This window comes from Nannocystis sp. RBIL2 (assembly GCF_026626745.1).
Lineage (GTDB): Bacteria > Myxococcota_A > Polyangia > Nannocystales > Nannocystaceae > Nannocystis.
The window spans coordinates 278950-303693 of the sequence record NZ_JAPNJW010000002.1 but is presented as its reverse complement, the minus strand read 5'-3'; the positions used below and the strand labels follow the sequence as shown (position 1 = coordinate 303693).

Genomic DNA, 24744 nt, shown 5'->3' with positions numbered 1-24744 from the left:
TCGTGGTAAGGTCCCCGCGATGCAGCAAAAACGCGTCGGAGTCGTGCTGGCCGGCTGCGGCTACCTCGACGGAGCCGAGATCACCGAGGCCGTCCTCACCCTCTACTTCCTCGAGCGCGCCGGTCTGGAGTCTCGCTGCTTCGCCCCCGATCGTCCGCAGATGCACGTGGTCAACCACCTCACGGGTGAGCCCACGGGCGAGGCGCGCAACATCCTCGTCGAGTCGGCGCGGATCGCCCGCGGCAAGGTCGAGCCGCTCGATCGCGCGCGCATGGAGGAGCTCGACGCGCTGGTCCTCCCGGGCGGCTTCGGCGTCGCCAAGAACCTCAGCGACTTCGCCGCCCGCGGCCCCGAGGCCGACGTCGACACCGAGCTGGTGCGCCTGGTCGGCGAGGCGCTCTCGCGCGGCAAGCCGCTGGTGGGCATCTGCATCAGCCCCGCGATCCTCGCCGCAGTGCTGCACAAGCTCGGCATCGGCGGCGCTCGCCTCACGATCGGCGACGACGCCGGCACCGCCGCGGCCGTCACCGCGCTGGGCGCCCGTCACGAGGTCTGCCCCGTCGATCGCGCGATCGTCGACGAGCGCCTCCGCATCGTCTCCACGCCCGCCTACATGCTCGGCCCTGGCCCGCGCGACGTCGGCGCCGGCATCGAGCAAGCGATTGCGACCCTCGCCGGCTGGCTGCGCGGCGCGACCGGGCCCGTGTAACATTCGCCCGGTCGCACCGTTGCCGAGGAGTTCTCGATGCCGCGCCGCTTCCCCCGTGCTCTCGTCCTCCTCGTCGTCTTCGCCTCCGCGTGCGGCGGCGGCGAGCCGGTCAAGCTGGCGCCCAAGGCCGAGAAGCTCGAGGTAAAGCCGCCGCCGCCGGCCCCGACCACCGTGCACCTCGCCATCGACGGCGCGACCGGCAAGCTGGGCTTCGACATGGAAGCGCCGATCGAGAAGATCCGCGGCAAGGTCCCTGCCTCGGCCCTCAGCGGCGAGGTCTGGCTCGATCCGGCCGACCTCGCCAAGTCACGCGGCCTCGTGCGCGTCGATCTCCGCGACCTCGAGCTCTACCAGCGCACCGCTCCGGAGGCGGGCAAGGAGTTCGGTGAAGAGGTCAAGGACGACACTCAGAACCAGCACGCTCGCCAGTGGCTCGAGATCTCGCCCGACACGCCCGCCGAGGAGCTGGCCAAGAATACCGTCGTCGAGTTCGCGCTGACGCGGATCACCGACGCCTCCGTCACGGACCTGTCCAAAGTGACAGGCCCCGAGCGCACCGTCACCTTCACCGCCAGCGGCGACTTCCTGCTCCACCAGCGCAAGGCCGAGAAGTCGGTCAAGCTCGAGGCCGTCTTCCGCTACGACGGCGACGCGCTGCGCGAGGTCCACGTCAAGAGCGTCGAGCCGCTGACCATCGGCCTCGACGAGTACGATGTCCGCCCGCGCACCGGCTTCAGCAAGCTGGCCGCCAAGACCCTCGAGCAGCTCTCGCCGAAGGTCGCCAAGGAGGCCGCGGTCTCGCTCGAGTTCGTCGCCCGACCCGACAGCAAGGCGGCGACCCCCGGTGCGACCGGCCCGTCGACGGACCCGAACCCCGCCGGCTCGACCGCCCCGTCGCCCGCCGCTGCAACCCCATCCCCGCCCGCTGCCGAGCCCGCGCCCGCGGCCGCAGCCAAGTGACCGACGCGCGACGATCCGACGCGCGTCCATCCCCGTAACGAACGCACAGGAGCACTCAATCATGGATATTCGCACGATCTCCGCCACCCTCGCCCTGCTCGGCTCTGGCCTCACTCTCGGCGGCTGCAACAAGGCCCAGACCGACGCCACCGAAGTGCCGGGCAACACCGGCGCCGCGGGCGAGAAGTCGTGCAAGGGCCATGGGGACAGCGACAAGAGCTGCGGTGGCCACGCCGAGGGCGAGAAGAGCTGCGGCGGCGAGAAGGGCTGCGGCGGCGAGAAGGGCTGCAGCGGCGTGAAGGGCGACACGACCTGCGCCGCCTCGAAGCCGACCGAGACCGCGGCCACCGAGCCCGCCGCCGCCGACCCGGCGACCACCGCCACCGCCACCGCCCCGGCCAACACCGCGGCCTCGCCGACCACCACCAAGACCGAGAAGAAGAAGAAGCCGGCCGCCAAGAAGACCAAAGGCGAGGCCGCCTGCGGCGAGGGCACCTGCGGCTGATCGCCGAACTCGCAGGCTGCCCTTAGACCCGCCCGGGCGCGCCCCCGGGCGGCCGTCCGCGTCGGTCTTGTCTCGGACCTGTCCCTTCGACCAGCCCAGGCGCGCAGCCGGGCGGTCGCCGCGTCCGGTCCGTCTGTGACCTGTCCCTTCGACCCGCCCGGGCGCGCAGCCAGGCGGTCATCCGCGTCCTGTCCGTCTGTGACCTGTCCCTTCGACCAGCCCCGCGAGCACTGGGGCTGGTCATCCTCGTCAACCCTGTCCGTGACCTGTCCTTTCGACCAGCCGGACGAGCACTGGGGCTGGTCATCCTCGTCAGTCCTGTCCGTGACCTGTCCTTTCGACCAGTCCGAGAGCGTACCCGGACGGTCCTCTGACCTGTCCTTTCGACCAGCGCACATGAGACGACGATGAACCGCCCGACCGGCATCGGCCTCGGCTTGCGCTGGGCCTTCCTCGACGAGGCCCTGGCCGCGCCCGTCGACCCGGCGCTCGCGTTCTTCGAGATCTCGCCCGAGAATTACATGCGCCGTGGCGGCTACTTCCCCGCCGCCCTGGCGACCATCGCCGAGCGCCGCCCGCTCCTCACGCACGGCCTCATGCTCAACGTGGGCGCCGCGACCGGCCTCGACGACGTCTACCTCTCGGAGCTGCGCGCCTTCCTCGACGCGCTCGGCGTCGCCGAGCACACCGATCACCTGTGCTGGACGGGCCGCGACGGCGTGTGCCTGCACGACCTCCTGCCGCTGCCGTTCTCCAGGCGCGCGGCCCAGCAGGTCGCCGACCAGATCCGCCGGGCCCAGGACGCGCTGGCGCGGCCGCTCGCGCTTGAGAACATCAGCTACTACGCGGCGGCCGGCGCCCCGCCCGGGGCCGATCGCGGCGCCGCTCTGGCGGCCCGCGAGCTCGAGTTCCTCCACGAGGTGCTCGAACGCGCCGACGCCGGCCTGCTGCTCGACGTCAACAACGTCGTGGTCAACGCCACTAACCACGGCTTCGACGCCGACGCCTTCGTCGCCGACCTGCCGCTCGAGCGCGTCGTCCGCCTTCACGTCGCCGGCGGCGAGGTCCGCCCGCACCTCGGCGGCCTCGTCATCGACACCCACGGCGCGCCGGTGCCTGCGGAGGTGCGCGCCCTGATGGGCCGCGTCGTCGCCCGCCTCGGCCCCCTGCCCGTCCTTTACGAGCGCGACCACAACATCCCGGAGTACGCGGAGCTGGTGGCCGAGGTCCGCGAGCTGGCGGCGATCTACGACGCCGCGCTGGCCGACCGAGCGACCGGGTCGCAAGGACATGTCCAAAAGGACATTTTTGAACGAGCACCCTTGGACGGCTCCCTGGGAACTCAAACGGAACATGTCCGCGGGGACATGCGCGCCTCCCATCCCGCAGCTCTCGGGCAACCCGCACTCGAAGTTTCCACGGCGAGTCACCCGGCGCATGTCCTCGGGGACATGCATTCCACCCACCTCCCGCAGGCCGTGGACGCCGTCCCCTCACCGGGGCTTGAAGCTGGAACTTTCGGGCTCGAGGCGAGCCCCGAGCTCGACGACATTCAGCGCGCGCTCTCGCGGCTGATCGTCGACCTCGACGTCGAGCCGACAACGCGCGCCGAGCTGTCCGAGTTCCTGCGCGAGCGGGGCGTCGGTCCGGCGGTGGTCGCCTCGCTGGCCGGGGTCGACCCCGAGCGGCTCCTGGTCTACCGCCAGCTCATCCGTCGCCAGGTGCGGGGTGTGCTCGCCGACCTGCTGCCGCGCACCGCTGCGGCCCGCGGCCAGGCCGTCTTCGACGCCGACGCCGACGCCTGGCTCGCCAAGCTCGGCCCGCGCTCCCGCCTCCTCCGCGACCTGCCCGGCGAGTTCGCCGCGTGGGCGGCTTCTCGCTGGTCGATCGAACATGTCCCCGAAGGCATGCCCCAGGCGCCAGCCTGGATCGGCGACCTCGCGCGTCACGAGCTCCTGGCCCACGAGGTCGGAGCTGCGCCGCTGCGCCCGCCCGCGGACTCGCGCCCCTTCGCCCTCGACGCTCGCCTCGAGTTCGATCCGAGCGCCCGCCTGGGTCGGTTCGCCTTTGCCGTCCACGAGCTGACGGACGAGCCCGACGCCGTCCCTCGCCGCGAGCCGACCGCCCTTCTGCTCTACCGCGACCGCGAGCACACCGTCCGCACCCTGCAGCTGAGCCCGCTCGCCGAGGCCTTGCTCGACGCCCTGCTGGTGCGCGGCACCACCGTCGAGCAGGCCGTCCACGAGGCCGCCGCGGCCACCGGCAGCGCGCTCGACGGTGAGCTCCTCGGCCGTGTCAGCGTCCTGTTGGCCGACCTCGGCGAACGCGGCGCAGTCCTCGGCGCTCGCTGAAATTGGCTGCGGCGAAGTCCTTCGCCGCGCTCTGCTCAGCCGCCCTTTAGAGCGGCTGGCGAGGACCCACTGCGCTCGCGCCTACCAGTGCAGTCCGAGCTGCAGCGCGCCTTGCAGCGCGTGGCCGACTTCCCAGTGTGCCGGAGTGATGCCGTCTTTCGGCATGTTGAGCGCGATCATCCGGTACACCGTCGTGAAGCCGATCGTCACCTGGCTCGACACCCACGCGTCGAAGCCGAGCCGGCGCGGATCTGGGCCCCGTGCAGCACATCGCCGAGCGGCATCTTGGCGCGGGCGTAGCCGACGCCGAACTCGAGCAGCGGCTGGAAGCGCTTCTTCAGGAAGTACACCCGGACGAACACCGGGTCGAAGAAGAACATCCCGCCGTTCTTGATGGTCTTGTCGGTGGTGCCGGGCAGCGTCGTGCGGATGCTGGTGTGCGTCTGACCCGACAGGCCCATGCCGAAGCCGAAGCGGTTGTTGAGGCGGACGCCGAAGTCGAAGCCGCCGCCGATCGTCAGCAGCGTCGGCCGGGCCGGCTTGTCGCCGCCGATGGGACCCGTGATGAGGAGCCGCGGCGCGATCCAGAAGCGGCCGCGCCAGGAGTCGCGCCGGATCTTCGCTGGATCGGCGGGGGTCGGCGGCGCTGGCAGCGGCTCGACCTGACGCCCGCCCCAGTCGAACGAGGGCGCGGCGCCCGGCGTCGACGGGGTCGCGGAGGCAGCTGCGGTCGAGGGCGCGGGGGTCGGCGGCACGGAGACTGGCGGCGCGACCGGCGGGGGCGTCGCCGACGGCGGTGGCACCGGCACACCGGCCTCCGGCGTCGCGCTCGGGGTCGCCACAGTCTCGGGCGCAGGTGCGGCGGGCGCGGGAGCTGCCGGCGCAGCAGCAGGTGCGGGCGCCGGTGTCGGCTCCTGCGCTCGCGCCGGCGTCGCGGCGAGCACGCCGGTGAGACAGATCAGGACCGCACGGATGTGAGCGAGCGTCATTGCCGGTGCCCTCGCGCTAACTTCGGAAGATCTACACCACGCGGGACCTCCGCGGCACTCGGCGGCTTTCCGGAAAGCGCCGATGAAAGCGCACGCTCCGCCTCCGCGCGCAGCTCGGGATCATCCTCGTTGGCGGCCGCGAATCGCAGGAAACCGACGGCATCGGTCCCGCCGAGGCGCGCCAGGGCCCGATACGCCTCGCGCGTGGCCCCTGGGTCCAGGCGATGCACCTCGCGCACGATCGCCGCAGCGTGGTCGAAAGTCCCCACCGTGCCGAGGACATCCAGCACCGCCATGCGCACGCGCGTGTCCTCGCTGCGCAGGAGCGGCAACAGTCGGCCCGCGTGTTCTCTCGCCTCGCGGTCGCTCACGTAGCGGAGCGCCACCAGGATCTGCGACGGCTCGCCCGACGACAGCAGCACCTCGAGCCCGCTGGCGTCGCCGCGGGCCAGCCGACACTGCGCTTCGAGCCCCGTGATCGCCCGCCGCGCCGCCTCCGCCAGCGCCTCGGGCGACGGGCGGAACGCGTCCGTGCCGGCCGACGCCGAGCTCGTGATCGCCGACACCGCGAACTTCGAGCGCAGGTCGTCGGGCACCGCCATGCCCACGTGGAGGATCCACGGCGCCTCGGCGGCCTCGCGGGTCAGCGTCGCCTCGCCGTGGACCGTGGACCCGGACGCCCCGTCCGGAGCGAAGATCGCGCTGTCGCGCAGTGCTACCTGCAGCGCCTCGGACACCGGGCTCTCGAGGTCAGCCGCCTCTCCGGGGAGCGCCAGGCTCAGCCGTACCGGGTAGCGGCCGCCGTCCGATTCACCGCACGCCGAGGCGAACAGGACGAGGGCGAGCGCCGCGCGGAGTCGGATCATCGTCGATCGCTACCATACCCCTCCGCGTCCTCCCAGACCAGCGGCAGGCCCAACTGCGCCGCGTAGACGGCCGCGAAGCGGCGAGCGGCCGCCTCGACGGAGGTCGCTCGCCCGCCGACCGCGACCGCGCTGGTCACGGTCACGCCGTGCAGCCCGCACGACACCAGCGCGCCGAACAGCTCGGGGTCGACCGCGAGGTTGATCGAGATCCCCTGCACCGCCACACCGCGGCTCACGTGGATCCCGATCGACGCCAGCTTCTCGGATCCGCGCCACACGCCCGGGTGCTCCATGCGGAACTCGCAGCCGTCGACCCCGAGCTCGCCGAGGACCGCGATGGCCACGTCCCCGAGGCGCACGATATGCTCGCGGATCCGCCGGCCCACCGCCACGATCGGATAGGCCACCAGCTGACCCGGCCCGTGCAGCGTCACTTCGCCGCCGCGCGGCGCCTCGTAGACCGACACGCCTGCGGCCGCGCGCTGCTCCTCCGACCACAGGATGTCCTCGCGTCGGCCGCGGCGACCCAGCGTCAGCACCGGCGGGTGCTCGACCAGGAACAGCACCCCGGGCTCGCCCGCGATCACGCGCTCGCGCGCAGCCAGCTGCAGCGCGAGCGCCTCGTCGAAGCCCATGCGGCCGAGCCACACGGCGCGCAGTGATTCAGGTGTCGAGGCCACTGATCGACTCGAGCACGGTCGGATCGAGCGCGCCGATCGCCACCGGCAACGGGCTGATGCCGACGCCCTGGGCGCGCAGCCACGCGGCGAGCTCGTGGGCGGTGACGACTCGGGAGTCGCCCCACGGCGCCTCCGGCGGCGCGTCACCCATGCAGAACACCAGGCAGCCGCTCGCCTGCGTCCGCTCGAGATCGCCCGCCCACGCCGACGCGTCGATCCCCGCGCGACGCGGCAGGATCAGCGCCAGCAGCTTCGGGTTCGTCTCCTCCTCCTCGGACTCCGAGTCGGACTCGCCCTCGATGTCGCCGATCACGAGCTTGGCGATCCCGCGGCTCGGGGGCAGCGTCGCCAGCACCGGATAGCCCTCGCGGGTCAGCCAGATCCGTGCGACGGCCTCGAGGCCTCGCGGCCCAAGCGTCTGCAACCACTGCACGAACGCGTTGGCGATCTCGTTGTTGAGCGCGGCGATGGCGGCGTGCAGCGCCTGCTCGGCGGTGGTGACCGCCGGGGGCACGCGGCTCGCGTGCAGCTGATAGCGGGCGTCGCCGCGGGCGATGAACCGCGACGCGCGACCGCCGTGGCGGATGTCGAGCAGGATCGCGGCAGTCACTGCGCGCTCGATCTCCGAGATCTCGCCGCCGAGCACGCCCATGCCGGCGAGGGTCTCGGCGATCTGGCGGATGTGCAGCGAGCGCGGCCCGGCGTCGGTCATCACCTGCGCGACTTGCTGCAGCAGCGACTCCGAGGCCTCGTCGCGGACCGTGCGGAGCTCGTTCAGCCCGCCCTCGCTGCGGCGACCGCGGCGGCGACGACGGCGACGCCGGCGACCCGGGCGATCCTCGTCGTCGCTCGCGGCTTGCGGCGGGGGCTGCGGCTGCTGCTGACGCGGCGGCGGGGCGCCGATCGGACCCGGACGACGCAGGCTGCGGTGCTCGACCGCCGGCGGGCTCGCGGGCGGCGGCGGAGGCTGCGGCGGGCGCTGCATGGTCTCGAGCTCCGTGCGCAGCTCGGGGCGCTCCTCGGCCAGCCGCGACATCGCGTTCGCCATCACCACCGCCACGTCCGTGACGCCGTCGAGGCCCGCGCCCTTGGGCGCTTCGAACTCGAGGTTGGGGGTCACGCGCTGCAGCACCTCGGTCCGCTTGCCGGTGTCGACCCCGCGGCGGCTCGGCTTGATCGCCACCTGTTGCGGGGCCGGAGCTTCGCCGCGGACGCCGAATCGATCCCGCCGCCGGCGACGGCGTCGACCGCCGCCCTCCTCGGTCGTCCCCTCCTCGGCGCCCTCGCTCGTCTCTTCCTCGTCACGGGTGTCTTCAGTCAGCATCGAATTCGCTTCAACTTTTGGCTGCAAAGCTCCGACATCGTTCGACTTCTTCGCGGGAGGTGGAGGCGCCTCGAAGGGCAGCTCGAGGGTCGGAGCCGGGGCGGGCGGAGGGGCCGGAGCCGGGGGCGGCTCGGGCGGCTCGGGTACGGCCGCGGGCGGCGGCGCGGCACCCGGGCGCAACTGGAAGTAGCCCGGCTTGCTGCGCACGAGCAGCGCGCTGTCTCCGCGGACGGCCGCGTTGAGGCTCGCCTGCATCGCTGCGACCGGATCACGACCCACGTGCGAGAGCAGATTGCGATCGACGGCTCGCTTCACGATCTCGGAGAAGTGCAGTGGCTCGGGCTCGAGGCGGAGGACTTCGATCGCAGCTTCAAGGAAGGTCATGTGTACGACTGCGGCGCGCCGGGCGACGGCGACGGAGAGTTGTGCAGAAAATTTGCGTGACGAGGTCGGAGTCTGCTAGCCGCGGACGACATGCGTGCGCACAACGTCGGCGTCCTGATCTCGACCGCCACCGCTCGCTCGGTGGGCGCGGACAATGATAGCCAAATCGACCGCGAAAGTGGCAGCGATCTTGCGGAAGCGCTGGGCCGGCTCGGCCTCGTGCCCGTCTCGCTGGCCGCCGACGACGCGCTCGACGTCACCCTGCGGCGGACCCGCCTGCGCGCCTGCTTGCTCGCCGCCCACGGCCTCGCCGGCGGGCTCGGCCGGATCCAGGCCCTGCTCGAGCTGCGCAAGATCCCGTTCGTCGGCCCCTCGGCGCAGACCGCCGGCCTCGCCTACGACAAGCTGCGGGCGCGCCAGATCTTGGCCTATCACAGCCTCCCGGTCCCCACCACGCTGGCCCTCGGCGGCGCTCAGCCGCCCAGCCGCCACGACCTCGGCCTGCTCGGCTGGCCCTGCGTCCTCAAGCCCCGTCGCGGCAGTCACGCGGCCGGGGTGCGTCTGCTGACCGACGCCGACGCCGTCGCGGGTGCCACCGAGGCCGCCGACGGCGGGGGCGAATTCCTGCTGGAGCGGGCCGTCCTGGGCCGCGAAGTCCAGGTCGTGCTACTGCACGGCAAGGTCCTGGGCGCAATGGAGGTCGTGCGCGAGGCCGACGATCTGGCGCAGATCCGCGCCATGACCTGCCCACCCGGCCTCACCCGCAGCCAGCTCAAGGGCATCGGCAACCTCGCCGAGCACGCCACCCGCGCTCTCGGCCTGGTCCGCGGGGCCGCGCGCGTCGACATCCTGGTCCACCCGCGCCACAACGAGGTCATCCTCGAGGCCGAGCCCTGCCCCGACCTGCGCCGCGCCGGCGTGGTCGCCCGGGTCGCCCGCGCCGCCGGCCTGCGCTACGAGGCGCTGGTCCAGGAGCTCCTGCGCGGGCTCGTCGACGTGCCCGAGCGCGTCGCCCCCGCGCGCAGCGTCCGCCGCGCCCCGGCTCCGGTCGTCGAGGCCTCGCCGGCCGTGCTGCAGTGACCTGTCCCGTGGGACCTGCTCCCACGGACCTGTTCTTTCGCACCTGTCGCAACGAACCTGCCCCCGAGGACCTGTCTAAAAGGTCTTGCGGGGGCTCGCTCGTGCTCGCCCCGGCGGGCCGCGGCGTCGCCGTCCTCCCGCGCCCTTCCGACGGCCGCCCACGAGGTCCGGCATCACGCTGGCAGCCACGGATGGCCCGCCATGGACCGCAGGACGCGGGCCGTGTGCCTTGAGCTCGCAGGCTGTCTGAGTCCCTCCCGAAGCGAGCCTGCGCGCGCCGGCTCGTCGCCATCGATCTCATCGCCCCGGGCGCATGACCGGCGGTGACCGGGCGCTCGCTTTGCCCGAGGCGCTCCTGCTCGCGGAACGCTGTCGGTGTCATCGGCCGAGGGCGCAGGACGAGGAGCGTCGAGATCGTCGACGAAGCCGCGCTGCGCTCGACCAGCTCGCGCCCGTCGAGCGGCTGGTCGGGCGGACTCACGGTGACGTCGATCGCGTTGCTGACGGAGAGCAGCCGGAACTTCCCTCGCACCGCCGACGGCGAGCCGCGAGACTCGCTCGGCCCCTCCCCGCGACTGCCCGCGAGCCCGAAAAGCAAAGAGACCGCGGCGAGTCGCCTCGCGCGCGGTCTCTTCGTTCGCCTCGTGGGCCTTCAGGGCTGGGTCGCGCGGATCTGGGCCTCGAGCCAGCCTTGCTCGGTGACGAGCTTGCGGTGCTCTGCCGCGTCGATCGAGCCGAGGTCGTGCGACAGGTCGGCCTGGACGCGCTTGAGGTCCTCGCGGGCCTTGTTCGCGTCGATCTCGGACACCTCGAGCGCGCGCTCGACGAGGATGACCACGCGGTTGTCGCGGGTGACCTCGAGGAAGCCGGCGCCGACGGCGATCCGGACCGACTCTCCGCCGTCGCGGAAGCGGACCACGCCGGGGACGACGGGCGTGATGAACGGGACGTGCTCGGGCAGGACGCCGAGCTCGCCGAGGAGGCCGGGGACTTCGACCCCGGGGACCACCACGCCGTGGCGCTTGGGGCCCAGCGGCGTGAGGATGTCGAGCTGAATCGTGGTCTCGGCCATGGTGGTGGGTTACTCCCGGCTCAGCCGGCGGCCTTGGCCTTCTTGGCCTCTTCGTCCGCCAGGCGCTTGGCCTTGGCGATCGCGTCGGCGATGCCGCCGACCATGTAGAACGCGTCCTCGGGCAGGCTGTCGTGCTTGCCCTCGACGATCTCGCGGAAGCTCTGGATCGTGTCGGCGAGCTCGACCTGGACGCCGTCGTTGCCGGTGAACACCTTGGCGACGTCGAACTGCTGGCTGAGGAACTTCTGGATCTTGCGCGCGCGGGCGACGGTGAGCTTGTCCTCTTCCGAGAGCTCGTCCATGCCGAGGATCTTGATGATGTCCTGCAGCTCCTTGTACTTCTGGAGGATCTGCTGGACCTTGCGCGCGGTCTCGTAGTGCTCCTTGCCGACGACCTCGGGGGTGAGGATCGTGCTCGTCGAGTCGAGCGGGTCGACGGCCGGGTAGATGCCGATCTCGGTCAGCGCGCGGCTGAGCACCGTGGTCGCGTCGAGGTGGATGAACGCGGTCGCCGGCGCCGGGTCGGTGAGGTCGTCGGCGGGCACGTAGATCGCCTGCACCGAGGTGATCGAGCCCTTGCTGGTCGTCGTGATGCGCTCCTGGAGGCCGCCCATCTCGGTCGCCAGCGTCGGCTGGTAACCGACCGCGCTGGGGATACGACCGAGGAGCGCCGACACCTCGGAGCCCGCCTGCGTGAAGCGGAAGATGTTGTCGATGAAGAGCATCAGGTCCTGGCCCATCTCGTCGCGGAAGTACTCCGCCTGGGCCAGGGCGCTGAGGGCCACGCGAGCGCGGGCGCCCGGGGGCTCATTCATCTGACCGTAGACCAGCGCCACCTTGCTGTGCTCGCTGTCGACCTTGTGGACCTTGCGGGTCTTGTGGTCCCAGTCGGCCTTGATGACGTCGGACTCCATCATCTCGAAGTACAGGTCGTTGCCCTCGCGGGTGCGCTCGCCGACGCCGGCGAACACCGAGTAGCCGCCGAACTTCTTGCCGACGTTGTTGATGAGCTCCATCAGGAGCACCGTCTTGCCGACGCCGGCGCCGCCGAACAGGCCGATCTTGCCGCCGCGGCGGTAGGGCGCGAGCAGGTCGATGACCTTGATGCCGGTGACCAGGATCTCGGCCTTGGTGCTCTGTTCGGTGAACGGCGGGGCGTGGCGGTGGATCGGGCGGAACTCCGTCGCCTCGATCGCGCCCTGCTCGTCGACCGGGTCGCCGGTGACGTTCATGATGCGGCCCAGCACGCCCTTGCCGACCGGCATCATGATCGGCTTGCCGGTGTCGCGGACTTCCATGCCGCGGACGAGGCCGTCGGTGGTGTCCATGGCGATCGCACGCACCGTGCGCTCGCCGAGGTGCTGCGCGACCTCGAGGGTCAGGTTGTCGACCACGTCGTTGATGCGCGGGTTGGTCACCTTCAGCGCGGTGAACACCTCGGGCAGCGAGCCGGAGAACTCGACGTCGACCACGGGGCCGATGACCTGCGTGATCTTGCCGGTGTTGACGCCGGGCGTCGCGCTCTGCGGCGGGGTGCCGCTCGCCGGCTTGGCGCCGCCGAGGAAGGACGCGGGAGTGTTGAAGATGCTGCCCTTACCCAGGGGGTTGGACGGCGGGTTGGACGGCGGAGGCGGCAGATTCGACATGGTGCTCCGAAAGGCGGCCCGGCGGGCCGAGAAGACTGGCGGAAATTCGAGAGGCGCTCGGGCCGGCTGGCCCGTCTAGCCCTTGAGGGCCTCGGCGCCGCCGATGATCTCCATGAGTTCCTTGGTGATCGCGGCCTGGCGCTCGCGGTTGTAGAACAGCGTCAGCTCGCGGATGAGCTGGGTCGCGTTGTCGGACGCCGAGTCCATCGCGGTGCGACGGGCGGCGATCTCGCCGGCGATCGAGTTGAAGAACGCCTGCTGCAGCCGCGACTCGACGGCGATCGGCAGCAAGTGCCCGAGCAGCGCGTCGCGCCCGGGCTCGAGCACCGGCAGCACGCGCTCGTCGTTGACGACCTCGCGCGACTCGAACGGCAGCAGCACCTCGATCTTCGGCTGCTGCGTCAGCACGTTCTTGAAGTAGTTGTACGCGAAGTACACCCGGTCGACCTGCGGCAGCTCGGTGTCGCCGCCCTCCTTGCCGCCGGTGAACATGGCCATGACCTCGGCCGCGACCATCTTCGCCTTGACGACGAGGTCGCCGAGGGTCGGCGCGTCGTGGTGACGGACGAGCCGCTGCCCGCTGTGCTGGAAGAAGCTGCGGCCCTTCTTGCCCACCGTCAGCAGCACGACGTCGTTGCCGGCCTCGCGCTCCTTGCGGATGAAGTTGCCGACCGCGCGGTTGAGGTTGGCGTTGAAGCCGCCCGCCAGGCCGCGGTCCGCGGTGATGTGGACGATCACCACGCGACCGTTGCCGCTGCGCTTCAGCAGCAGCGGATGCGCCGCGCCGGCCTCTCCGGCCTCGCCCTCGCCCTCGCCGCTGCCGAGGCTGGCGACCAGCGAGCCGACCACCTGATCGAGGCGCTCGCCGTACGGCCGCGCCCCCATCGCCGCCTGCTGCGCCTTCACCAGGCGCGCCGCGGCGATTCGGCTCATCGCCGAGGTGATCTTGCGCGTGTTCTTGACCGACGTGATCCGGTTCCGGATCTCCTTCAGGTTGGCCATGTCATGCCTTCTGCTTGCGCGCGGGGTCGCGGAGGTACTCGGCCTTGAAGGTCTTGATCGCCGTCTCGAGCAGGTTGTCGAGCTCGACCAGCTCCGTCTTGCTCGAGGCCTTGTTGGCCGCGTCAATGACGTCCGCGCGGTTGTCCTTGAGCCACGCGTGCAGCTTGCGCTCGAAGGCGCGGACCTCGGCCAGCTCGAGCTCGTCGAGGTGACCACGGGTGCCGGCGAAGATCGAGATGACCTGCTGAGCGACCGAGAGCGGCTGGTACTGGTCCTGCTTGAGCAGCTCGGTGAGCCGCTGACCGCGGGCCAGAGTGTCGCGCGTGGCCTTGTCGAGGTCGGACGCGAACTGCGAGAACGCGGCCAGCTCACGGTACTGCGCGAGGTAGAGGCGCAGCGGACCGGCGTAGCGGCGCATCGCCGGGACCTGGGCCGCGCCGCCGACGCGCGACACCGAGATGCCGACGTTCACCGCGGGACGGATGCCCTGGTAGAAGAGGTTCGACTCGAGGAAGATCTGGCCGTCGGTGATCGAGATGACGTTGGTCGGGATGTACGCCGACACGTCGCCGGCCTGCGTCTCGATGATCGGCAGCGCCGTCAGCGAGCCCGCGCCCTCGGCCTCCGACAGCTTGCACGCGCGCTCGAGCAGGCGGCTGTGGAGGTAGAACACGTCGCCCGGGTACGCCTCGCGGCCCGGCGGGCGGCGCAGCAGCAGCGACAGCTGGCGGTACGCGACGGCCTGCTTCGACAGGTCGTCGTACACCAGCAGCGCGTGGCCGCCACGGTCGCGGAAGAACTCGCCCATGGTCACGCCGGTGTACGGCGCGAGGAACTGCAGCGGCGCCGACTCGGACGCGGTCGCGGCGACGACGATGGTGTAATCCATCGCGCCCTCGCGGCGCAGGCGGTCGACCACCATGGCGACGGTCGACTGCTTCTGACCGATCGCCACGTACACGCAGACCATGTTCTGGCCCTTCTGGTTGATGATCGTGTCGATCGCGATCGCGGTCTTGCCGGTCTGGCGGTCGCCGATGATGAGCTCGCGCTGGCCGCGGCCGATCGGGATCATCGAGTCGATGGCCTTGAGGCCCGTCTGCATCGGCTCGTGCACCGACTTGCGGGTGATGATGCCGGGGGCCTTGACCTCGACGACCTTCATCTCGACGCCGGAGAGCGGCGCGCCACCGTCGATCGGCTCGCCGATCGCGTTGACCACGCGGCCGATCAGCGCCTCGCCGACCGGCACGCTCATGATCTGCTTGGTGCGCTTGACGGCATCGCCCTCTTTGATGAGCTGGTCGTTGCCGAGCAGCGCGACGCCGACGTTGCCCTCCTCGAGGTTCAGGATCATGCCCTTCACGCCGTGGGGGAACTCGAGCAGCTCGCCGGCCATCGCCTGGTCGAGGCCGTACACGCGGGCGATGCCGTCGCCCACCGTCAGGACGGTGCCGGTCTCCTCGACGGAGACCTTGGTCTCGTAGCCCTGGATCTGCTCCTTGATGATGCGGCTGATCTCGTCGGCTCTGATATCCATGGTGCGCTCGCGCGGTCCGCCGGGCGGCTGGACCTGAAGTTGGGATCGATGGGGTGACGGTGTCGCGGAGAAGCCGGAGGCTAGCCGCGGAGAGAGGTGCGAAGGTTGCCGAGCTGGGTCTTCAGGCTGCCGTCGTAGACGACGCTGCCGACCTGGGTGACGACGCCGCCGATGAGCTCGGGGTCGACGGCGGACTCGAGGAGGATGGTCTTGCCGGTGGCGCGCTCGAGCGCCGCCTTGATCTTGTTGACCGCGTCGGTCGGGAGCGGCCGCGCCGAGGTCAGCTTGGCGTGCACGCGGCCGGACAGCGCGTCCGACATCTCGGCGTACTGGTGAGCGATCTGCGTCACGCCGGCGATCCGGCCGCGATCGAACACGAACAGCAGGAACTTGGTGACGGTCGCGTCGAGCGACATGCGCTCGAGCACCTTCTGCAGCACCGCGTGGCGCTCGGGCACCGGGTACGCGCCGGACTCGAGCACCGTCAGCAGCGACGGCTTGCCGAGCTCGTTGGTCGCGGCGACACGGACGAAGCTGGCGATGTCGCGGCCGAAGATCTCGCGCTGGATCGGCGTGTCCGCGAGCTGGAGGAGCGCGCGGGCGTAACGACGGGCAAGGCTGCCGGGGATCATGAGAGCTCGTCCTGGAGTGGTTTCGGTGTCGGGGCCCGGAGGCCGAGAAATGGGCCGGTCACGCGGCCGGGCGGCCGTTCACGACCTCGACCGCGTAGTCGTCGACCAGTCGGGCCTGGTCGGCGTCGGTGAAGCGAGTGCGCAGAATCTCTTCGGCCCGGGCGATCGCGCGGTCGAGGACCTCGTTCTCGACCGCCTGCTTGCGCACCGCGACCTCGCGCTGCGCCGCCGCGATCGCCTGCGCCTTGAAGCGCTCGACCTCGGCGCGCGCCTCGGTCATGAGCCGCTGGCGGTCGGTCTCGGCGCCGACGCGGGCCTGCTCGAGGATCTCGCGCGTCTCCTGGTCGAGGCGGTCGACCCGCCGCTTGTACTCCGAGAGCACCGACTCGGCCTCGGACATCGCCTGCTGCGCCGCCGTGACCTGGGTCTTGATCGCGTCGTGGCGCGCCGCGTTGTCGGCCACCAGCTTGCGGATGATCAGCCGGTGCAGCAGGAACGCCAGCACCAGGAAGTTGATCAGCAGGTACACCAGGCCGATGCGGTGATCCGCGGCGTTGGGCCAGTTGAACCAGGTGATGCCGGCGTGGTGGGCCCCGTGCTCGACGGCGTGCACGGCCTCGGCGGCGGCCTCGGCGGCCTCGTGACCGACCGGCTCGTGGCCGGCGGGCGAGGCCGACGCCACCTGCCCGATCAGACAGATGAACGAGCCAATGGCGAGGCTGGTGAGCGCATGGATTTGATGAAGCGCGCGACGCACGGTCACACCGTCCTCCCGAGCAACTTGGTGGCGATATCCTGGGCCAGATCCTCGACCCGCGTCGCCAGAGTGGCGCGGGCCTCCTCGGCCTCGCGGTTCAGGCGCTCGCGCAGGGCCTCGGACTCGTTGCCCGAGGCGGCGCGCGCCTCGGCGAGCTGGCGCTGACGCTCCCCCTCGCTGCCCTTCACGGCCTCAGAGCGGATCCCGGCGGCGCGGGCGCGGGCCTCGGCCAGGCGGGTGTCGTAGCGGCGACCCTCTTCGTCGGCCCGGGCGCGGAGATCCGTCGCCGCCGCCGTCGTACCGGTGATCGCCTGCTCGCGCCGCGCCTGCGTGGCGAGCCACGGCTTGAACAGCAGCGGATAGAGGATCGCCATCAACAGGAGAAAGATGCCCGCCTGGATGAAGAACGTGCCGTCGATGTCGACGACGGGAGCGGCTGCTGCGGCGAAGAGAGGTGCGTGCATGGGGCCGTGAGCTTGTTCGGGGGGCCGCCCGCGGGCCGTGAGGCTGGCGGAGCGATGCTTTGCGCTGGCACTGGCGCTGTCGGGGCCACCGGGGGGGCCGCAAGTCCTTCGGCCCGAGAGAATCCGGCGGCTTTGACGAGCGCGCTGGCAGATCCGAGAAGCGGCGGGCATCTACCACGCGAAATGCGGGTGGTCAACGGACGCGAGCTCACATGCGAGCGCCGTGTCGCAGGGCCTTGCACACCGCCCTGGGGCCATCCCCAGACCTCTCGATCGTCCCTTGGGACAGGTCTGGACGGCGCTCCTGAATCGGGCGCATAAACCGTCGCGGGACGTGAGAATTGTGGGGCCACGGGCGTCGGAGCCGGCGCACCTCGGACCCTCGTCGCGGGCCTCGCCCGCTCGGCTGTTTCCGCCCCCAGGCCCGCGCCGCCAGGCGCCCTGAGCCGCCCGGCGGAGACAATTTGCATAGCGCTCGCGGCCACCGTCGCTTACGCTGCTGGTCCGTGAGCAGCAAACGGCCCGACCCGTACGACCGCGCGATGAGCCCCCTGGCCGCGGACGACGACGAGAGTGATCGCGATATCGACGCCGATCTGCGCGGCGACACGCGGCCGATCGACCTCATCGACGTGTTCGGGCGGGCTCGCGGGGTGGTCGCCGAGATGGTCCGCAGCACGCCGACCGGTGACACCCTGGTGGTCGTCACCAACGAGCTCGGCTTCCCGGTCGGCCAACGCGCCATCCGCCGGCCCGAGAGCCTACCTTACGCCCTCGTATTCGGCCGTCACAACCGCTGTACCCTATCGATCCCGCACGACTCACGCGTCAGCCTGCGCCATATCCTGCTCACCGCGTGGCCGGGCCAGGGCGCTCTGCGTCTGCGGGGCTATGACCTCGGCGGCCGCGCCGGCATCGTCCTCGCCGACGGCAAGCGCGTGCCCGGCTTCTCCGCGCTCGGACACGTCGCGCTGTCGTTCGGGCGCACCGGCCTCGTCGTACTGCCTGGCGGCCCTGCGGGGCTGTCGCTGCTCGAGGGCAACACCGACCAGGCCTTTCAGCGCCTCACCGGCATCGACCGCGACGGCGGCGGCATCCGCCTCGCCATCTCGGCGATGGCCGAGCCCAGCGTCGCCCAGCTTGGCGGCTACCGGCCGATCGACGTCGAGGCCCGTCCGCAACCGCGCGGCATCTTGCGCCTGCGCTCGCTGAAGTCGAAGTCCCAGCGCGGCGCCGAGGCCTCGCGCGAGCTCGAGGTCGACAGCGAGCAGCTGCAGCGCGGCCTCCTGATCGGCCGCTACAGCGACCGCTGTTCGCTCGCGGGCTCGGGCCGCAACCTGTCCCGCGTCCACGCGCTCGTCACCGAGGAGGGCCCCAACTCCCTCCTCGTCTACGACCTCGCCAGCACCAACGGCGTGCGCCCGGGCCACGAGACCGAGGGCCCGTCGCACAGCGTCGTCCGGCTCCGCCACAACGAGCCGGTCATGCTCGGCCACTTCGAGCTGAGCTGGACCCCGGCCGAGCGCATCCGCGTCCACTGACGGCCGACGGCCTCCGGCGCTTGCCGAGTTGCCATGGCCATATGTCCTCGCGCGGAGTCGGCCAATTTTCGCCGCTGCGCGCCCGTTTTGCGGTGCCGACAGGTCCGCGGCTGCGGCCGGCCGTGACGGCCGTCGTCGGCGGTCCGCGCGGTGCGCTGGCGCTTGCGCATGCACACGACCGCAGACCGCGCTTTGACGGAGCCAACGCCGTGCGACTGTGCTATCTGCCCCATTGCGTCCAGGCCCGGAACGGCCTTCCGCCGCGCCAGCGCCCGCGTCCTGCGGGTCGCGACATGCGGCACCCCGCGCCTCCGTCCTGGTCGCCCAGCTGGCCTCAACCGGACAATCCCATGACAGACGCGAAGCGGCCCGGACGCCTGAGCACCCTCGCCCGATCCACGATTGGCGCCAAGATCGTCATGGCGACGACCGGCGTGATCCTCGTCGGGTTCCTCGTCGTGCACATGCTCGGCAACCTGCAGATTTATCTCGGGCCCGACACCATGAATCACTACGCGCAGACGCTCAAGGGCACGCCTGCGCTGCTCTGGGGCGTGCGCGCCGTCCTGCTCGTCAGCCTCGTGCTGCACGTGCTGGCCGCGGTGCGGCTCAAGGGGCTCAACAACGCCGCCCGCCCGCAGGCGTACGCGGTGCCGCGGCGCTACCGCATCACCAGCAGCGCCGCCCGCTTCATGCTGCTGAGCGGCCTCGTGGTCCTGGCGTTCATCGTCTACCACCTGCTGCACTTCACCGTCGGCGCCACCAACCCGGCCGACTTCAACCTGCACGAGGTCCTCGACGTCGCCACCCAGACGTGGGTGCGCAACGACAACGAGCAGCTGCTGGCCAAGCTCCCGCCCGAGCTGGTGCGCCACGACGTCTACAGCATGTTCGTGCGCGGCTTCACGAACCCGCTGATCGCCGGCACGTACATCGTCGCCCAGCTGCTGCTGGCGATGCACCTCAGCCACGCGGTCGCCAGCATGCTGCACACCCTCGGCCTGTCCAAGGGGACAGCCGCGCGCGAGCGCAACATCAACATCGGCCGGGCGATCGCCGCCGTCGTCGTGCTCGGCAACCTCTCCTTCCCGATCGCCGTCCAGGCCGGCCTCGTCCACCTCTAACGCCCCTCGCTCCACCGCACCGCCATGGATCTCAACGCCAAAATCCCGGACGGCCCGATCGAGGGCAAGTGGGACCGTCACCGCTTCGAGATGAAGCTGGTGAACCCCGCCAACAAGCGCAAGTACAACATCCTCGTCGTCGGCACCGGCCTCGCCGGCGCGTCGGCGGCCGCGAGCCTGGCAGAGCTCGGCTACAACGTCGACTGCTTCTGCTTCCAGGACAGCCCGCGCCGGGCCCACAGCATCGCCGCGCAGGGCGGCATCAACGCCGCCAAGAACTACCAGAACGACGGCGACAGCATCTACCGCCTGTTCTACGACACGGTGAAGGGCGGTGACTTCCGCGCGCGCGAGGCCAACGTCTACCGCCTGGCGCAGATCAGCGTGAACATCATCGACCAGTGCGTCGCCCAGGGCGTCCCGTTCGCCCGCGAGTACGGCGGCCTCTTGTCCAACCGCTCGTTCGGCGGCGCCCAGGTCTCGCGCACCTTCTACGCCCGCGGCCAGACCGGCCAGCAGCTGCTGCTCGGCGCCTACCAGGCGCTCGAGCGCCAGATCGGCCTCGGCAAGGTCAAGATGTACGCGCGCCACGAGATGCTCGACCTGGTCGTCATCGACGGCGTGGCCCGCGGCATCATCACCCGCAACCTCGTCACCGGCGAGACCCGCGGGTGGGTCGGCGACGCCGTCGTGCTCGCCACCGGCGGCTACGGCAACGTCTTCTACCTGTCGACCAACGCCAAGGGCAGCAACGTCACCGCGAGCTACCGCGCCCACAAGCGCGGCGCCGGGTTCGCCAACCCCTGCTTCACCCAGATCCACCCGACCTGCATCCCGGTCAGCGGCGACTATCAGTCGAAGCTTACCCTGATGTCCGAGTCGCTGCGCAACGACGGCCGCGTGTGGGTGCCCAAGCAGAAAGGCGACGTCCGCCGCCCCGAGCAGATTCCGGAAGACGAGCGCGACTACTACCTCGAGCGCCGCTACCCGAGCTTCGGCAACCTCGTCCCGCGCGACGTCGCCTCGCGCGCGGCCAAGGCCGTGTGCGACGAGGGCCGCGGCGTCGGCCCGAGCAAGATGGCCGTGTTCCTCGACTTCGGCGACGCCGTCCGCCGCCTCGGTCAGAACGTCGTGGCCGACCGCTACGGCAACCTGTTCGAGATGTACGAGCGCATCACCGGCGAAGATCCTTACAAGACGCCGATGCGGATCTTCCCCGCCGTCCACTACACGATGGGCGGCTTGTGGGTCGACTACGACCTGATGAGCACGATCCCCGGCCTGCACGTGCTCGGCGAGGCCAACTTCTCCGACCACGGCGCCAACCGCCTCGGCGCCAGCGCGCTGATGCAGGGCCTGGCCGACGGCTACTTCATCATCCCGTACACCATCGGCAACTACCTCGCGCAGGCCAAGCTGCCGAAGATCACGGTCGACCACCCCGAGGTCCAGCGCTCCCTCGCCGGCGTGCGCGCGCAGACGACCCGCCTGCTCGGCATCAAGGGCCGCACCACCGTCGACGAGTTCCACCGCGAGCTCGGCCTCGTGATGTGGGACTACTGCGGCATGGGCCGCACCGCCGAGGGCCTCAAGGTCGCGCTGCAGAAGATCCCCGAGATCCGGGCCCGCTTCTGGTCCGACGTCGCGGTCCCCGGCGCCAACGAGGAGCTCAACCCGTGGCTCGAGAAGGCCGGCCGCGTCGCCGACTTCCTCGAGTTCGGCGAGCTGATGTGCCTCGACGCGCTCGAGCGCAACGAGTCGTGCGGCGGCCACTTCCGCGAGGAGTTCCAGACCCCCGACGGCGAGGCGCTGCGCGACGACGCAAACTACTCGTACGCCGCCGTGTGGGAGTACACCGGCGAGGGCAGCGCGCCGCGGCTCAACAAGGAGCCGCTCGAGTTCAAGAACGTCAAGCTCGCGACCCGGAGCTACGCCTGATATGTCGAAGACGATGACCCTCACCCTGCAGATCTGGCGCCAGCGGAGCGCCAACACGCCCGGGTCGATGCAGACCTACAAGCTCGAGGGTGTGAACGAGCACATGTCGTTCCTCGAGATGCTCGACGTGCTCAACGCCAAGCTGACGAAGGAAGGCCAGGACCCGGTCGCGTTCGACCACGACTGCCGCGAGGGCATCTGCGGCTCGTGCTCGATGGTGATCGACGGCCGCCCGCACGGCCCGCGCAAGGGCACGACGGCCTGTCAGCTGCACATGCGCACCTACAAGGACGGCGACACCATCACGATCGAGCCGTGGCGCGCCAAGGCGTTCCCGGTGATCAAGGACCTGGTGGTCGACCGCGGCTCGCTCGACCGCATCGTCGCCGCCGGCGGCTTCGTGTCCGTCAACACCGGCGTCACCGTCGACGCCAACGCCACCCCGATCGGCAAGAAGAACGCCGACGAGGCGATGGACTACGCCGCCTGCATCGGCTGCGGCGCCTGCGTGGCCGCCTGCCCCAACGCCGCCGCGATGCTGTTCACCGGCGCCAAGGTCGGTCACCTCGTCAAGCTGCCGCAAGGCCAGGTCGAGCGCCGCGGCCGCGTGCTCCGCATGGTCGAGCAGATGGACCTCGAGGGCTTCGGCGCCTGCACCAACCACCGCGAGTGCTCCGAGGCCTGCCCCAAGGAGATCAGCTTCGACGCGATCGAGCTGCTCACCTCGAGTACATGCGCGCCCAGGTCACGAACGACTGACCTGCGCCGGAGCCTGCCGCAGCGCGGCCGACGGGACCCCCGCCGGCCGCGTTCGCGTTTGCGGCTCGAGGTTCAGCAGCTCGGGTAGCCGTCCATGCCCGGGTCGGGCGGCGGGTCGCAGGCCTCGAAGCTGCCCGGGAAGCAACCGCTGGGCAGCTGGTAGATGTTCTGCCCCTTGCACACGGTCGTGATCGCGTCGTCGCAGCCCATCTGCGGCAGACAGCCGAGGAAGCTCAGCGGATCGTTGAGGCACCAGATCGCGCCGTCGAACTCGAACGCCTGGCCCTCGACCGGCAGGCAGCCGAGCATGACGCACTCGTCCTTGCTCATCGCCGCCTCGCAGTCGACCGGCTCGGCGGTGGTGCCGGGTACCTCGCCGGTCGACGTCGACGTCGACCCGCCCGAGCCGCCCTGGCTCTCCTGACCTGTCCCCGAGGACATGCCCTCGGTCTCGTTGCCCGAGCCGCCGCCGCCCTGAGTCTCGCTGTCGCTGCCGCTGCCGCTGACTTCGGTCGTGCCGGTCCCCGACGCGCTCATGCCCGAGTCGGTCGGCTCCGAGTCCGACATCGTGCCCGACAGCGACCCCTCGCTCGTCGGCTCCGAGCCCTCGCTCGAGCCCTGGCTCTGGCTGTTGCCGGCCGAGGCAGAGTTCGAATCGCCGCCGCTGTCCCCACACGCCGCCAGCGCCGCCGTCAGCACGACCGCACTCGCTACCACTCCATGTCTAAGCCACGTCTTGCGCACGAAGGCAGGCTACGCGGAGCCTCCGGGCCCGTCAAACGGCCACGGCCGCGGCCGCTGTTGTCGTCCGCGCGCGTCTCGGGTCACACTCGCGCGGGTGACGATCTTCTACTGGGATTACTACGGCCCGGACGCCGAGGGCACCGCGCGTCACTTCCTCGTCCACCTCGGCGAGTACATCGTCCGCGCCGGTGTGGTCGACTGCGAGCGGGGCGTCGAGTCGACGCGTGCGGGTCACAGCGCAGTGTGGTGCAAGGCTCCCGACGAGGCGCGCGAGGCCATGCTGCGCCTGCGTCCGCGCCGCGCCGCCCCCGCGCCTTGAAGCGCTGCAACAATTTTTCGCGCGCGCTGCAAAACTCGGCCGGCTCGCAGCGACCTACTCGTGTGCAAGCGTCCTCCGAAGCCACCACCCTCCACCTTCATCCGCGCCAGTCCGACCCGGCCCGCGACCTCGCCCTCGCCCTCGACCTCGACCGTGCGGGCGGCCCCGTGGCGCTCGACCCGGCGCGCATCATCCTCGTCGGCAGCGCCCCCTCGGCCGACCTGCGGATCGGCGATCCGACCGTCTCGGCCCGGCACGCGCGGATCGGCGGCGACGGCCGCGGCATGGTCGTCGAGGACCTCGGCTCGACCAACGGCACCTACGTCGACGGCGTCCGGGTCCAGCGCGCCTGGCTGGCGCCGGGCGTGCGCCTCGGCCTGGGCGGCTTTCAGGCCACCGTCGTGGCCCAGAGCGCCGCGCCGCGTCCGCGCCTGGCCAACCCGCCCGGCATGATCGGCAGCTCGGCTGTCTTTCAGGACATGCTCGCCCGCCTGCGCAAGTTCGCCGGCCTCGCCCAGGCGGTGCTCCTCCGCGGCGAGACCGGCACCGGCAAGGAGCTGGCCGCCCGCGCCCTGCACGCCGAGGGGCCGCGCGCCGGCGGCCCGTTCGTCGCAGTCAACTGCGGCGCCATCCCCGAGGGACTGTTCGAGAGCGAGCTGTTCGGCCACGTGCGCGGGGCCTTCACCGGCGCCGCGCGGGCCCACGTCGGCGCGTTCGTCCGGGCCCACCGCGGCACGCTCTTCCTCGACGAGATCGCCGAGCTGCCGCTGGGCCTGCAGGCCAAGCTGCTGCGCGTGCTCGAGACGCGGCGCGTCGTCCCCGTCGGCGGCGAGCAGGAGCAGGCGATCGACGTCCGCGTCGTCTCGGCCACTCATCAGCCGATGGAGCGCCTGGTCGCCGAGGGCCGGTTCCGCAGCGACCTCTATCACCGCCTCGGCGTGCTCGCGGTCGACATCCCTGGCCTGTCCGAGCGCCCCGGCGACATCCCCGAGCTCATGGCCCACTTCGCCGCCGAGCTGGCCGCCGAGTTCGGCCGACCCGTCCGCGTCACCGAGCAGGGCCTCCGCGCCGCCGCCCTCCGCCGCTTCCCCGGCAACATCCGCGAGCTCCGCAACATCCTCCTGCGCGCCGCCGCCGTCCACGACGGCCCGCTCGGTCCTCACGAGCTGTTCCCGGCCGGCCCCGCGGCGCCCACCGCCGTCGACGCGCTCGCAGTGCCCCGGGGCACCTACGCCGCCATGCACCGGCGCATGCTCGAGCTGGTCGTGCGCGAGGCCGGATCGATCCGCAAGGCCGCGGCCCAGCTCGACGTCCCGCGCTCGACCCTGTGCGCCTGGCTCAAGGACGAGGCCGCATGA

25 protein-coding genes are annotated in these 24744 nt (G+C 71.3%); 12 read left to right on the top strand and 13 right to left on the bottom strand.

The window, feature by feature from the left end:
- Positions 1-19: 19 nt before the first annotated feature.
- From elbB to OV090_RS26445, 4 genes are all read left to right on the top strand, one after another.
- Positions 20-709 carry an isoprenoid biosynthesis glyoxalase ElbB gene (gene elbB, locus OV090_RS26460; RefSeq protein ID WP_267707393.1) on the top strand — a complete coding sequence of 230 codons (690 nt, stop codon included), beginning with the start codon at positions 20-22 and terminating at the stop codon, positions 707-709.
- Between the two features lie 36 nt (positions 710-745).
- Positions 746-1669, top strand: coding sequence for a hypothetical protein (locus tag OV090_RS26455; protein ID WP_267707392.1), 924 nt, complete (start codon positions 746-748; stop codon positions 1667-1669).
- Between the two features lie 61 nt (positions 1670-1730).
- Positions 1731-2174 carry a hypothetical protein gene (locus OV090_RS26450; RefSeq protein WP_267707391.1) on the top strand — a complete coding sequence of 148 codons (444 nt, stop codon included), beginning with the start codon at positions 1731-1733 and terminating at the stop codon, positions 2172-2174.
- A 407-nt stretch (positions 2175-2581) separates the two neighbouring features.
- On the top strand, positions 2582-4525 hold the full coding sequence (locus tag OV090_RS26445; RefSeq protein ID WP_267707390.1) for a DUF692 family multinuclear iron-containing protein: 1944 nt from the start codon (positions 2582-2584) through the stop codon (positions 4523-4525).
- 81 nt (positions 4526-4606) lie between these two features.
- Here OV090_RS26445 and OV090_RS26440 read toward each other — a convergent pair whose 3' ends face one another.
- The 5 genes from OV090_RS26440 to OV090_RS26420 are packed head-to-tail and all read right to left on the bottom strand — an operon-like array spanning position 4607 to position 8717.
- Positions 4607-4735, bottom strand: coding sequence for a hypothetical protein (locus tag OV090_RS26440; RefSeq protein ID WP_267707389.1), 129 nt, complete (start codon positions 4733-4735; stop codon positions 4607-4609).
- Complete coding sequence (locus OV090_RS26435) at positions 4732-5514, bottom strand: hypothetical protein (protein ID WP_267707388.1); 783 nt, start codon at positions 5512-5514, stop codon at positions 4732-4734. Before OV090_RS26435 ends, OV090_RS26440 begins: the two co-directional genes overlap by 4 nt.
- On the bottom strand, positions 5511-6380 hold the full coding sequence (locus OV090_RS26430) for a HEAT repeat domain-containing protein (RefSeq protein ID WP_267707387.1): 870 nt from the start codon (positions 6378-6380) through the stop codon (positions 5511-5513). Before OV090_RS26430 ends, OV090_RS26435 begins: the two co-directional genes overlap by 4 nt.
- Positions 6377-7060, bottom strand: a complete 684-nt coding sequence (lipB, locus tag OV090_RS26425; protein ID WP_267707386.1) for a lipoyl(octanoyl) transferase LipB — start codon at positions 7058-7060, stop codon at positions 6377-6379. Before lipB ends, OV090_RS26430 begins: the two co-directional genes overlap by 4 nt.
- Positions 7044-8717 carry a hypothetical protein gene (locus OV090_RS26420; protein WP_267712088.1) on the bottom strand — a complete coding sequence of 558 codons (1674 nt, stop codon included), beginning with the start codon at positions 8715-8717 and terminating at the stop codon, positions 7044-7046. The genes lipB and OV090_RS26420 overlap by 17 nt, the downstream gene beginning before the upstream one ends.
- Here OV090_RS26420 and OV090_RS26415 point away from each other — a divergent pair.
- A complete protein-coding gene (locus tag OV090_RS26415) occupies positions 8664-8828 on the top strand; it encodes a hypothetical protein (RefSeq protein WP_267712141.1) in 165 nt (54 codons plus the stop codon). The genes OV090_RS26420 and OV090_RS26415 overlap by 54 nt on opposite strands.
- Before the next feature lie 30 nt (positions 8829-8858).
- Positions 8859-9848 (top strand): hypothetical protein, encoded by a 990-nt coding sequence (locus tag OV090_RS26410; RefSeq protein ID WP_267707385.1) that lies wholly within the window; start codon positions 8859-8861, stop codon positions 9846-9848.
- A gap of 652 nt (positions 9849-10500) precedes the next feature.
- Here OV090_RS26410 and atpC read toward each other — a convergent pair.
- The 7 genes from atpC to OV090_RS26375 all read right to left on the bottom strand — a co-directional run bounded on the left by atpC (position 10501) and on the right by OV090_RS26375 (position 16961).
- Positions 10501-10920, bottom strand: coding sequence for an ATP synthase F1 subunit epsilon (gene atpC, locus OV090_RS26405; protein ID WP_267707384.1), 420 nt, complete (start codon positions 10918-10920; stop codon positions 10501-10503).
- Between the two features lie 20 nt (positions 10921-10940).
- Complete coding sequence (atpD, locus tag OV090_RS26400) at positions 10941-12566, bottom strand: F0F1 ATP synthase subunit beta (RefSeq protein WP_267707383.1); 1626 nt, start codon at positions 12564-12566, stop codon at positions 10941-10943.
- Between the two features lie 75 nt (positions 12567-12641).
- Positions 12642-13568 carry an ATP synthase F1 subunit gamma gene (gene atpG, locus OV090_RS26395; protein ID WP_267707382.1) on the bottom strand — a complete coding sequence of 309 codons (927 nt, stop codon included), beginning with the start codon at positions 13566-13568 and terminating at the stop codon, positions 12642-12644.
- A 1-nt stretch (position 13569) separates the two neighbouring features.
- Positions 13570-15108 (bottom strand): F0F1 ATP synthase subunit alpha, encoded by a 1539-nt coding sequence (gene atpA, locus OV090_RS26390; RefSeq protein ID WP_267707381.1) that lies wholly within the window; start codon positions 15106-15108, stop codon positions 13570-13572.
- An 80-nt stretch (positions 15109-15188) separates the two neighbouring features.
- Positions 15189-15740: an ATP synthase F1 subunit delta gene (gene atpH, locus OV090_RS26385; RefSeq protein ID WP_267707380.1), complete on the bottom strand. Its 552-nt coding sequence runs from the start codon at positions 15738-15740 to the stop codon at positions 15189-15191.
- Positions 15741-15798: 58 nt separating this feature from the next.
- Positions 15799-16497, bottom strand: a complete 699-nt coding sequence (locus OV090_RS26380) for an ATP synthase F0 subunit B (RefSeq protein WP_267707379.1) — start codon at positions 16495-16497, stop codon at positions 15799-15801.
- Positions 16498-16499: 2 nt separating this feature from the next.
- Positions 16500-16961: an ATP synthase F0 subunit B gene (locus OV090_RS26375; RefSeq protein WP_267707378.1), complete on the bottom strand. Its 462-nt coding sequence runs from the start codon at positions 16959-16961 to the stop codon at positions 16500-16502.
- A 506-nt stretch (positions 16962-17467) separates the two neighbouring features.
- On the opposite strand from OV090_RS26375, the gene OV090_RS50930 reads away from it, so the two are divergent.
- From OV090_RS50930 to OV090_RS26355, 4 genes are all read left to right on the top strand, one after another.
- A complete protein-coding gene (locus OV090_RS50930; RefSeq protein ID WP_267707377.1) occupies positions 17468-18502 on the top strand; it encodes an FHA domain-containing protein in 1035 nt (344 codons plus the stop codon).
- Between the two features lie 350 nt (positions 18503-18852).
- Positions 18853-19626, top strand: coding sequence for a succinate dehydrogenase cytochrome b subunit (locus OV090_RS26365; protein ID WP_267707376.1), 774 nt, complete (start codon positions 18853-18855; stop codon positions 19624-19626).
- 24 nt (positions 19627-19650) lie between these two features.
- Positions 19651-21564, top strand: a complete 1914-nt coding sequence (locus OV090_RS26360; protein WP_267707375.1) for a fumarate reductase/succinate dehydrogenase flavoprotein subunit — start codon at positions 19651-19653, stop codon at positions 21562-21564.
- A 13-nt stretch (positions 21565-21577) separates the two neighbouring features.
- On the top strand, positions 21578-22411 hold the full coding sequence (locus OV090_RS26355; protein ID WP_267707374.1) for a succinate dehydrogenase/fumarate reductase iron-sulfur subunit: 834 nt from the start codon (positions 21578-21580) through the stop codon (positions 22409-22411).
- On the opposite strand, the gene OV090_RS26350 is transcribed toward OV090_RS26355, so the two are convergent.
- Positions 22396-23067 (bottom strand): hypothetical protein, encoded by a 672-nt coding sequence (locus tag OV090_RS26350; RefSeq protein WP_267707373.1) that lies wholly within the window; start codon positions 23065-23067, stop codon positions 22396-22398. The genes OV090_RS26355 and OV090_RS26350 overlap by 16 nt on opposite strands.
- Positions 23068-23161: 94 nt before the next feature.
- On the opposite strand from OV090_RS26350, the gene OV090_RS50925 reads away from it, so the two are divergent.
- Positions 23162-23386 carry a hypothetical protein gene (locus OV090_RS50925; protein ID WP_267707372.1) on the top strand — a complete coding sequence of 75 codons (225 nt, stop codon included), beginning with the start codon at positions 23162-23164 and terminating at the stop codon, positions 23384-23386.
- A 62-nt stretch (positions 23387-23448) separates the two neighbouring features.
- A complete protein-coding gene (locus OV090_RS26340; RefSeq protein ID WP_267707371.1) occupies positions 23449-24744 on the top strand; it encodes a sigma 54-interacting transcriptional regulator in 1296 nt (431 codons plus the stop codon).

Excerpts from the sequence above, each read along its gene's own strand:
- elbB (WP_267707393.1), top strand. The coding sequence starts at position 20 with ATGCAGCAAAAACGCGTCGGAGTCGTGCTGGCCGGCTGCGGCTACCTC.
- OV090_RS26455 (WP_267707392.1), top strand. The coding sequence starts at position 746 with ATGCCGCGCCGCTTCCCCCGTGCTCTCGTCCTCCTCGTCGTCTTCGCC.
- OV090_RS26450 (WP_267707391.1), top strand. The coding sequence starts at position 1,731 with ATGGATATTCGCACGATCTCCGCCACCCTCGCCCTGCTCGGCTCTGGC.
- OV090_RS26445 (WP_267707390.1), top strand. The coding sequence starts at position 2,582 with ATGAACCGCCCGACCGGCATCGGCCTCGGCTTGCGCTGGGCCTTCCTC.
- OV090_RS26435 (WP_267707388.1), bottom strand. The coding sequence starts at position 5,514 with ATGACGCTCGCTCACATCCGTGCGGTCCTGATCTGTCTCACCGGCGTG.
- OV090_RS26430 (WP_267707387.1), bottom strand. The coding sequence starts at position 6,380 with ATGATCCGACTCCGCGCGGCGCTCGCCCTCGTCCTGTTCGCCTCGGCG.
- OV090_RS26410 (WP_267707385.1), top strand. The coding sequence starts at position 8,859 with ATGCGTGCGCACAACGTCGGCGTCCTGATCTCGACCGCCACCGCTCGC.
- atpC (WP_267707384.1), bottom strand. The coding sequence starts at position 10,920 with ATGGCCGAGACCACGATTCAGCTCGACATCCTCACGCCGCTGGGCCCC.
- atpD (WP_267707383.1), bottom strand. The coding sequence starts at position 12,566 with ATGTCGAATCTGCCGCCTCCGCCGTCCAACCCGCCGTCCAACCCCCTG.
- atpG (WP_267707382.1), bottom strand. The coding sequence starts at position 13,568 with ATGGCCAACCTGAAGGAGATCCGGAACCGGATCACGTCGGTCAAGAAC.
- atpA (WP_267707381.1), bottom strand. The coding sequence starts at position 15,108 with ATGGATATCAGAGCCGACGAGATCAGCCGCATCATCAAGGAGCAGATC.
- atpH (WP_267707380.1), bottom strand. The coding sequence starts at position 15,740 with ATGATCCCCGGCAGCCTTGCCCGTCGTTACGCCCGCGCGCTCCTCCAG.
- OV090_RS26375 (WP_267707378.1), bottom strand. The coding sequence starts at position 16,961 with ATGCACGCACCTCTCTTCGCCGCAGCAGCCGCTCCCGTCGTCGACATC.
- OV090_RS26365 (WP_267707376.1), top strand. The coding sequence starts at position 18,853 with ATGACAGACGCGAAGCGGCCCGGACGCCTGAGCACCCTCGCCCGATCC.
- OV090_RS26360 (WP_267707375.1), top strand. The coding sequence starts at position 19,651 with ATGGATCTCAACGCCAAAATCCCGGACGGCCCGATCGAGGGCAAGTGG.
- OV090_RS26355 (WP_267707374.1), top strand. The coding sequence starts at position 21,578 with ATGACCCTCACCCTGCAGATCTGGCGCCAGCGGAGCGCCAACACGCCC.